Source organism: Mucilaginibacter sp. P2_A4, assembly GCF_056405015.1.
In genome coordinates, this window is record NZ_JBFUCX010000001.1 from 1,035,387 (window position 1) to 1,041,540 (window position 6,154).

Here is a 6,154-nt window from a genome sequence, read left to right on the forward strand (position 1 = left end):
TTACAGGCCCGGACACATTGAAGAAGCTTTAGGTATTCCAGGATATTGAACTATAAATCGTAGCTAACAATCAATAAACTAATTGTTAGATATTTTATTGACTGTTAGGATGGAAAATAACTTAAAATTTGAAAATGCCTGACTACCTCCATTATGGGGACAGTACCACTTTCTTTTTAACCCTGAGCTTTTTAGCCAACCGGTTCTGTTTAAAATCTTCATCACCAAGGATAATTCCCCAGGATTTCAGACTTTCTACACGGTCGAAGATGATCTTAAGGACAGCTATTACCGGAATAGACAGGAACATACCGGGTATCCCCCAAACCATTTCGCCAATAATCACACCTAATACTGTGATTAGGGCATTGATCCTGACTTTAGATCCAACAACTACCGGTAATAAAATATTGCTGTCGATAAGATGGGTTACAACCAGGGTGATCATTACATAGATCACGGTGCTTTGGGGTCCGGTAGCGAGTGTTACGGCAGCACTGATCACCAGCGCTGTGAAAATACCGATATACGGAATGATATTGAATAAGGCAGTAATGAGGCCGAGCAAAATGGCATATTTTACACCCAGCAGCATAAAAGCCCCACTGACTACGATGGCGATAATAGCCATTTCGATCAGCAGGCCGATAATATATTTGCGGATAATATACTGGACGTTTTCGATGATGTCATGCACCAACTTTTTATTGTCCTCCTGAAAAACGGACTCAAAGAACCGCATAATAAGTTTGCGGTACAGTAAAAAGAAGAATGTATAAATAAAGGTAAAGACCAGAAACAGCAAGATTGACGATAAGGATAGGAGGGTGGCGCCCACCACCGATCCGCCGGAAGCGACCACTTTGTTAGTGGTATTGGCTACAAAGGTCAGTTGCTTGTGCTTGGTTACATGGAAGCTGGAACGAATCCAACCCATAATGTCATCTTGTGATTTGTGCAACTGATCCTGGAACTGTGGCCAATCGCTGGCTAAATTAGATATTTGTGAACCGATCACATATACCAACCCACCGATACAAGCCAAAAGACAAAGCACTGCTAACATCGAAGCTGCACTTCGCGGCAGATGCAGTTTATTTTCCAGCCAGGCAGCATACGGCAATAACAGGATCGAGAATAAGCAGGAAAAAATGATGGGAGACAGGATCTCTTTGGCAACGATTACGATATAAACTATCGCGATCAGGCTAAACAAAACCGAAGCCAGTTTCAGGTAAAACGGCAGTCCCTTAAATTGTTGAATATCCATAAGCGTGATAGGGGATTATTGGTTTTTACCCCGAAACATGGAGATGATCCAGATAATGATAGCAATTACAACAACTACGGCGATCACGCCAACAACGGCGCCTGCTTTGAATATGCCGCCAATTATTGTGCAGCTATTGAGACAGGTTAGTAATAACAGCAATAAGAATGATGGGTAAGTTTTTTTCATTTTAATTATTTCTTAAAGGTAATGTAATCAGATTATCCGAAGGCGACCTGGTTACTTTAGTTAGGTAACTATAAACACTAAGCAGGCACTTTATCCTTCTTTTGCCTTTCCCAAAAACGGTGCTGGGCAATAGCATGTATGAAATCTTTAGGTGTTTTGCCCATGATGACGCCCGAAGGGTTCTGTAAAAATCCTGCTTTAGTATATTTTGCCATCGATTCATAAACCTGGAATACACCGTATGCTTCTGAACCACGAGCGTGTACAATCCTTTCCGGAATACGTTCGTGGTAAAAGTGGGTGATTTTTTCTCTAAGAATAAAATCTTCCAGTAAGGTTGCGCCGCGTTTTCCGGCTTTTAAAGAATTATTATCGTCGTTAATCTTTAGTCCTTGGTCGGTAGTCATGAACTCGCCGTTACTGGTCTCTTTGTCACTGTTCAAGTCTTCGAGTTTTCTGTTTGAATTTTCGAGAGGAGCCGGTGTTTTTGCCATTTTGGTTCTATTGGTGAGAATACAAATAACCTTTGGCAATCCCCTTTGTTTCATTATATGGAAATAATTTAACTAATGCGCTTTTAAATTAATAAGTTAATTGCATCTAAGTTACCTTGTTGGATAGGCAGGTCAAGCACCGATAGCCCACCTTTATCCAGCAAGTGTTTGTCAGCACCATTGTTTGTTGAATAAATTTTATCTCCTAAGAAGCAGCTGATAGTGTTTTTGTTTTTTTTGTTAGGTTAAATAGTTTTCAAATATTTATTGCTTCCGCTCCTTTGCTTGCAAACAAAACCCTTAAAAATGGTACAGAAAAAACATTTGAGCGTTTCTCCAATTGAACAAACGCGACTACAGGAAGCTTGGTCGTATTTGTAAACCAACCCATCATGTCCCAACGATTCAAAAGACTGATCCGCTTCACTACACAGAAAAATACGCTCAAAAAGTAAATAGAAGGCTATCAACGGGCCTGCTGGATTATGAGGAAAGGTTTTTCATGTATCCTTCGAAATGCAATCAAGCCTTTAACGCTTGATTGATAAGATTCAATGCTTTTTGGCACCGCCACTTTAAATCAGAATCAGGTGTTCGACAGCGATTTATACTATAAAGATGGCATCTATTGAACACACACAATGATGAATGTGTTCGAACGTAATGAATTGATAATAAGGAAAAAAGGCTTATTAATATATGAAAAAAAAGGGGATAATCAAATGATTATCCCCTTAAGTGGAGTAGGTGGGGGGCAGGTCGAACACTTAATTCCTCTTTTACTGTTGATTAGTGAATTGAAAATCAATTAGTTATATTTTATATTTAGTGAGATTTGTATACTTATCTAACTATTTTCTTTACTAATTAATCGTTACCATTTGTAATTTTATAAAAAACTGCACCGCAAAAATGTTCGATTGTCGAACACCTGTTGATTTACAATTAGTTAGGTTTTTAAGATAGGTAAATTGTTGATTTTCAATAGTATATATTGATCCTAATTTGAACCTGGCATGTTGCAAATAAAGACATCAAATCCAATTCAGAATTAATTTATCATCTCGGATAAGTATATTTAGATATTACCCTTAGCAATAAGGGTATTCTTATTTGCTTGATCTGCGCAAATAGGTTGCGCAGGATGAATATTATTTTGTATCATGTCAGCTACAATTAACAATAAGCATATACCTTTATCAATGACCTTATCACAAAAAAATAATGGTTTTTTAGACAAAGGAGATTTTGCATGGGCCAGAAACGCTGTAAAATCAGAACTCACTAAACTGGATAACTTAGCAGGCAATTTAAAGATCACAAAGCAAACTTTATGGCCATCTTATAGATATCGGCAGCAGTTTCTATTATAACATCCTTAGCATTTTTATCTGTTCGCATGCCCTTAAACGAGGCCTGGCGAATACGCCTTCACTGGTCACCTCAGCAAATTCTACTTCGCAGACAAGTTCTGGTTTTAACCAGGTTGGTTTAACACCCATTCTTTTTGGACGAAAGCGTGTGGGCTTGTCAACATCAACTTCATAGTCAAACGGGCTTTCATCCGTAATGAGCGACTTAAATTGTACCATCATTTCTTTTTGCAGTTTGTCTGAAAAGACGGTGCCGACCCTGCTCACAAATTGCAATTCTTTGCCTTTGTAAACGCCGAGCACCAAGGCGCTGAATGATTTGCTGCTTCCTTCATTTTTGGTAAAGCCCGCAATGACAACTTCCTGCCTGCGCTGTACTTTAACTTTGAGCCATTTTTTACTGCGCAGGTCGGAGGTATAAACGCTGTCCGCTTTTTTCACGATAATGCCTTCCAGCCCCATTTTCTCAGCAGCCGCGAAAAAGTCAATACTGTTCGCATCAAACACTTTGCTTTGGCGAATATGATCGTTATCGGTTGGAATTATATCTTTCAGGATCGCTTGCCGTTCAATCAGGGGGAGGCCCATCAGGTTTTTCGCCTCATACCACAAAATATCAAAGATGTAGTACACGAGGTTACCGTCAACTTCGCTGCGCCAGTTCTGCATCGCCCCGAAATCGGAAATACCTTTTCCGTTTAACACGAGAAGCTCTCCGTCGAGTACGGCGTTTATGCCCCATTTCTTCATTGCATCATTGATCGGATAATATTTTTCAAAAGGGAGGTTATTGCGGGAGATCAGCTGTGCGCCTTCGTTTTTATCGAGAACGGCTACCGCCCGGTAACCATCCCATTTTACTTCAAACAACCAGCCCGGTTCATCAAACGGTTCATCCACTAAGGTGGCCTTCATCGGTTTGATGTTTGCCGGCACTTTAGATTTGGGCGCGGCTTTCAGGATAGCTTTTACATCGATATCCGGTGCATCTTCCGTTTCTATATCTTCCGCCAATTCTTCATCGGGCAACACATCTTCTTCATGTCCGTTCTGCCATACTTTTTCACTGGTTTTTTCCATCGTTTCAATGGTCTTCCCGGAAAGCACGGATTTATCCATTTTGGTAACGTCGTCACTGGTGGCAAACTCATCCATATGTTTGATCATGAGCCAGCCATTTTCTCCCATGCCATGTGTTTTAACCATGGCAAATTCACCATTGAGTTTTTCACCGTACAGTTTGATCTTTAGCTGTCCGGAAGCAAGTTGTTTAAGCAAGTGTTTTTCCTGGGCTTTTTTACCCTTGATTGGCTCTATCGGTTCATAGGTGCCTTCGTCCCAAACGATGACCGTCCCTGCACCATATTCTCCTTTCGGAATTATGCCTTCAAAGTTTAAGTAATCGAAGGGATGATCTTCTACCATCATCGCCAAATGCTTGACTTTAGGATCAAGGGTAGGGCCTTTAGGCACCGCCCAGCTTTTTAATACGCCATTCATTTCCAGACGGAAATCATAATGCAGCCTGGAGACATCATGCTTTTGCACGACAAAAATCAGATGATCCTTGTCTTTGCTCTTCCCAGCTTTCGGCTCGGCGGTCTTTTTAAAATCCCGCTTTTTGGCGTATTCGGTCAGGCCCATAATGTTATTTTTTTAACTCACGCCTTACGTCCGGCGCGGCATTTCCGACAATCAATACAGCCGCTTTTACTTTATCCTGGGAAACATTGAATTCACTCGCCCAAAGTTCCAGTGCATAGACATCATCGATGTCAATCGTTCGGGTATCCTGTATATTAGCCTTGATTTTTCTGTTCATATGCTGAGTTAATTTCAGGGACATTAAAATCCCTCGCAGGGCTTTTGCTATTTCTTTCCTTCGAGTTTCTTTTCAAGCGCAGCTCGTTTATTACTACCAGTAGCCTTTTTAGCCTCTTCTACTGTTTTAGGTGAAGTTCCTTCTTTCTTAGCTTCGTGTTTTAATTCATGTGGCTGTTCCTATACGGAAGCTTTTTCCACCTTTGCGCCTTTTGTTGCCATAGGATATGTTTTTAGATGAACCTGATTAACAATGTGTTTTAAGGATAGTTTTAATCAATGGGTAAACAATTATCATTTTAAAATAATTACAACCAATTGTACTGGGGGGGGCTGAAATTAAAATATTCCTTTAAAGAATTAATATTTTCTTTATAAATTAAATATTCTCTTTTAAGATTTGATAATCTGATATTTATAATCTAAATTTATAGAACCATAGCCCGGGTCTATAAATTTAATCTCGGTATATATGGCGGCAAATTTCTACCCGGATGGCGATTACAACTACAGTTGCAAATTAAACTGAGGGAACAGACACATAAAAGGCTAAAAAGAATATGAATACCTTTTGTGTATTTACAAATGGCTCTGGTGTTAATGTGACCCCAAAAGTACAAATTCCGAATTCTTTTATTGAAGATGCAAAGAAGATTGTAGCATTGAAATATAAGTACATGAGCATCAATCCCTAATGATGTTTAAAATCAAATATATTGGACTTTTTTTCGATCAAAGCCATTCTGGCCACTAATTACTAATACTATCTATTAGCTACCACATCATTGACAGTTGGATACAATTTACGCAGCAATAAGCATGTAAATAACTCTTACGAAAATAAAAACAAATTCTTTCACCTTTAAAACTTTCAAAATGGAAAATTCAACTAAGCTCACATCCACCAGCTGGATATTGCTTGCGGGCATTTGCCTTTTTTTTCTGTCTGGTTGTAAAAAAGAAAAAGGACCAAAAGATTACCCCGGCCATCTCAATCAAACCAATAC

6 protein-coding genes are annotated in these 6,154 nt (G+C 39.4%); 1 reads left to right on the top strand and 5 read right to left on the bottom strand.

Annotated features, from left to right (window positions below; translation table 11 throughout):
• Positions 1–151 precede the first annotated feature (151 nt).
• From AC1DYB_RS03980 to AC1DYB_RS03990, 3 genes are all read right to left on the bottom strand, one after another.
• Positions 152–1,270 (bottom strand): AI-2E family transporter, encoded by a 1,119-nt coding sequence (locus AC1DYB_RS03980; protein WP_477432620.1) that lies wholly within the window; start codon positions 1,268–1,270, stop codon positions 152–154.
• A gap of 15 nt (positions 1,271–1,285) precedes the next feature.
• Positions 1,286–1,459, bottom strand: coding sequence for a hypothetical protein (locus AC1DYB_RS03985; RefSeq protein WP_295711903.1), 174 nt, complete (start codon positions 1,457–1,459; stop codon positions 1,286–1,288).
• Between the two features lie 77 nt (positions 1,460–1,536).
• Complete coding sequence (locus tag AC1DYB_RS03990) at positions 1,537–1,953, bottom strand: catalase (protein ID WP_477432622.1); 417 nt, start codon at positions 1,951–1,953, stop codon at positions 1,537–1,539.
• Positions 1,954–3,116: 1,163 nt separating this feature from the next.
• On the opposite strand from AC1DYB_RS03990, the gene AC1DYB_RS03995 reads away from it, so the two are divergent.
• Positions 3,117–3,326 carry a hypothetical protein gene (locus AC1DYB_RS03995; protein ID WP_477432624.1) on the top strand — a complete coding sequence of 70 codons (210 nt, stop codon included), beginning with the start codon at positions 3,117–3,119 and terminating at the stop codon, positions 3,324–3,326.
• Here the strand turns inward: AC1DYB_RS03995 and ligD are convergent.
• Entirely contained in the window at positions 3,321–4,970 is a 1,650-nt protein-coding gene (ligD, locus tag AC1DYB_RS04000; protein WP_477432626.1) for a non-homologous end-joining DNA ligase, read from the bottom strand. The genes AC1DYB_RS03995 and ligD overlap by 6 nt on opposite strands.
• 4 nt (positions 4,971–4,974) lie before the next feature.
• Positions 4,975–5,148, bottom strand: a complete 174-nt coding sequence (locus AC1DYB_RS04005; protein ID WP_477432628.1) for a DUF3606 domain-containing protein — start codon at positions 5,146–5,148, stop codon at positions 4,975–4,977.
• Positions 5,149–6,154 lie beyond the last annotated feature (1,006 nt).